We start from the raw sequence: 3,003 nt of genomic DNA on the forward strand, positions 1-3,003 counted from the left end.
GTGGGCGGGGCCCGGGAGCACGGCGCGGTGGACGGCCTGGCAGCGGGACCCACACTCCTCGCCGCCGTCCTGCTCGCGGTGGCCTCGGCGGTGCAGCAGCGCTCGGCTGCCGACGTCCTCGAGGCGCAGGCGCGCGGCGGTCGGATGCTGCTCGCCCTGGCCCGCAGCCCGCGGTGGTGGGCGGGACGCTCAGCGACACCGCCGGGTTCGCCGCGCAGGCAGCGGCGCTGGGCGGTGATCAGGAGGGCGATGAGAGCCACGACGAGGCCGAGCCAGCCGAACGCGACCGCGGCTACCGGGCGGCTCAGTCCGGGACGGCGCGGCGTCCCAGGAGGGCGGAGGCGAACGGCGGCAGCGGCGACACCACGGTCGCCAGCCCCCGGACGTCGCGGGCGTCGAGCGAGGTGGCCCTCGACGTCCCGGTGGTCATCCGCCCCATCCCGTGGACCAGGACTCCGGCCGCGCCCGGTCGGTTGCGTGCCCGGCGGCATGCTGAGGGTCCGCACGCGCCGCAGCTCCTCCCTGCGGACCCGACCGGGCTCCTGCGCGGACCGCCCACCCCGGCGCGAGCGAGGACATTCACGTCCGTGGCGGTACTGCCCGGTGCCGCCAGGGAGGAGGACCGGCATGTACGCCAGGACGATCACGGTTCGCGGTGACCCCCGTGCGGTCGACGACGGGATCGCCTGCGCCCGGAGCGACGTCTGGCCCGGCGTGGAGCGGATGGACGGCTGCGTCGGGATGTCGGTGCTGGCCGACCGGGGAGCCGGGCGGTGCATCGTCACCACCGCGTGGGCCACCGAGGACGCGATGCGGGCCGGCGCGGACGACGTCCGGGACCTGCGGAGGCAGCTGGACGAGGTGCTGCGGGCCGAGGAGGTCGAGATCGCCGAGTGGGAGATCGCCGTCCTGCACCGGTCCCGGCCGGCGGGGGACGCCGCGTGCGTCCGGGCCACCTGGGTCGACGTCCCGGCCGGTCAGACCGACCGGACGATCGACGCCTTCCGGATGAGCCTGCTCCCGAGGCTCGACGACCTCCCCGGCTTCTGCAGTGCCAGCCTCCTGGTCGACCGGCCGAGCCACCGGGCCGTGGCGGCCGTGACCTACGAGGACCGCGCCGCCATGGACCGGGCACGGGAGCAGGGCGCCGCGCTCCGCGAGGAGTTCAGCCGGGCGATGGGCTCCACGATCACCGAGGTCGCCGAGTTCGACCTGGCCCTGGCCCACCTGCGCGTCCCCGAGATGGCGTGAGGGACCCCGGTCAGCTCGCCGCTCGGGGGGTGGGGACGGACTCCAGTGCCGTGTGCAGCCGGCGCATGCCCGAGAGCATCCGGGTCTTCACCGTGCCCAGGGGTGTGCCGGTGTGCTGGGCGATCTCGCGTTGGGTGAGCCCGCCCCAGTAGGCCAGCATGATCGCGTCGCGCTGCACGGGCGGCAGGGCGCTGACCGCCGAGCGGACGTGGCCCGCGGTCGACCGGTCGGCGGCCAGGTCGGCCACGTCGGGGACGGTGGAGGGCTGGACGAGGGCGAGCTTCTCGGCCGCCGCGGCGAGGCGCTGCTGGCCGGTCTCGCGACGGACGGCGTCCACGGCCTTGTGGTGCACCAGCGACAGCAGCCACGGGCCGAAGGCGCCGCGCGCCGGGTCGTACGCCGACGGCTTGCGCCAGTAGGCGAGCAGGGCCTCCTGGACGACGTCCTCGGCGAGGGCGTCGTCCAGGACGATCCGGCGGGCCAGGGCCAGCGCGCGGCCGGAGTAGCGCTCCAGCACGTCGGTGAGGGGGTCGCCGGGCGCAGCGCTCGGCGCAGGCCCGTCCGGTCCGCCGGTGATCGTCACGACTACAAGATGGTTCACGACCTAGTGGCCCAAACCTGGTACCACCCGTTCGAGTGGGCCGGCGCGCCGCCGCGTCGTCCGTCGTTCGGGACGGCACCGTGCGCCGGTGGCCCGTTCTCCCCGCCCGAACGGGCCACCGGGGTACATCGCCCGGCATCAGCCGCCGGGGCGCCAGCCGAGGGCGGGGCCGAGCCGGGTCGCCGTGTCGGTGAGGATCTGCTCGTAGTCGGCCGGTGCGAAGTCGAACGGCAGCGCGAAGACCATCTCGGTGACCTCGCGGAAGCCGGCGTGCGCGTACAGGGCCTCGGCGATCTCCTCGGAGGTGCCCAGCAGGTCGCGGGCGAAGAGCATCCGGGCCGGGCCCTGCGGCGCCGTCGTCCGCGGGGTGCGGGCCTCGACGTAGGCGGCGTAGCGCGCCCGCTGCTCGGCGGTCGCGCTGTCGGTGGGGATGACCACCAGCCCCTGGGAGACCCGGCCGGTGGGGTTCGCGGCCCGGAACGCCCGCACGTGCGAGGCCTGGACCTCGGGGAAGTCGTCGGAATCCTCGGCCTTGACCACGCTGGAGGTCAGGAAGTGCATGCCGTGCTCGCCGGCCCACGCCGCCGAGCGCAGGCTGCCCCCGCCGTACCACATCCGGCCGGCCAGGCCGGGGGACTGCGGCTGCACCCGGTCGGACCACTCCTCGACCACTCCCTCTCGGCCGACGAAGGTCGACGCCCGCTCGCCGCGGAGGAACCGCAGCAGCCGCTCCACCCGCTGGTAGCTGAAGTCCTCGCGGTCGGCGGTGTCGGGGTAGAGGGCGTCCTTCACGTCGTCCCAGTGCATGGGCGGGCCGACGCTGACGCCCGGGTGGAGCCGCCCACCGGAGAGGACGTCGACGGTGGCGAGGTCCTCGGCCAGGCGCAGCGGGTTCTCCCAGGCCAGCGGCGTGACGGCGGTGCCGAGCCCGATGCGGCGGGTGCGCTGGGTCAGCGCGGCGAGGACGGCGACCGGCGAGGAGATGCCCGGCTGCAGGTGCCGGTGCCGCAGCCACGCGCTGTCGAACCCCAGCTGCTCGCCCAGCTCCACCGTCGCGAGGGTCGCCTCGTGCCCGGGGCCGGGGTCGGCCGGGTCGAAGGTGCCCGCGGCTGTCTCTTCACCACATAGGGCGCCGCCCACGTCTCCTCATG

Annotated in this window: 4 protein-coding genes; 1 reads left to right on the top strand and 3 read right to left on the bottom strand. The window is 75.5% G+C overall.

From position 1 onward, the window contains the following. Window positions 1-304: 304 nt before the first annotated feature. Complete coding sequence (locus CNO22_RS29890; protein WP_269799648.1) at window positions 305-430, bottom strand: hypothetical protein; 126 nt, start codon at window positions 428-430, stop codon at window positions 305-307. A gap of 197 nt (window positions 431-627) precedes the next feature. Here CNO22_RS29890 and CNO22_RS26475 point away from each other — a divergent pair, with 197 nt between their 5' ends. Next, a complete protein-coding gene (locus CNO22_RS26475; protein WP_100502213.1) occupies window positions 628-1,251 on the top strand; it encodes a hypothetical protein in 624 nt (207 codons plus the stop codon). Window positions 1,252-1,261: 10 nt separating this feature from the next. Here the strand turns inward: CNO22_RS26475 and CNO22_RS26480 are convergent, their stop codons facing one another. Further along, window positions 1,262-1,834 (bottom strand): RNA polymerase sigma factor, encoded by a 573-nt coding sequence (locus CNO22_RS26480; protein WP_157937153.1) that lies wholly within the window; start codon window positions 1,832-1,834, stop codon window positions 1,262-1,264. Between the two features lie 156 nt (window positions 1,835-1,990). After that, complete coding sequence (locus CNO22_RS26485) at window positions 1,991-2,992, bottom strand: LLM class flavin-dependent oxidoreductase (RefSeq protein WP_100502215.1); 1,002 nt, start codon at window positions 2,990-2,992, stop codon at window positions 1,991-1,993. Window positions 2,993-3,003: the final 11 nt, after the last annotated feature.

The sequence above is a fragment of the Geodermatophilus chilensis genome, from assembly GCF_002802985.1.
GTDB classification, from domain to species: Bacteria; Actinomycetota; Actinomycetes; order Mycobacteriales; family Geodermatophilaceae; genus Geodermatophilus; species Geodermatophilus chilensis.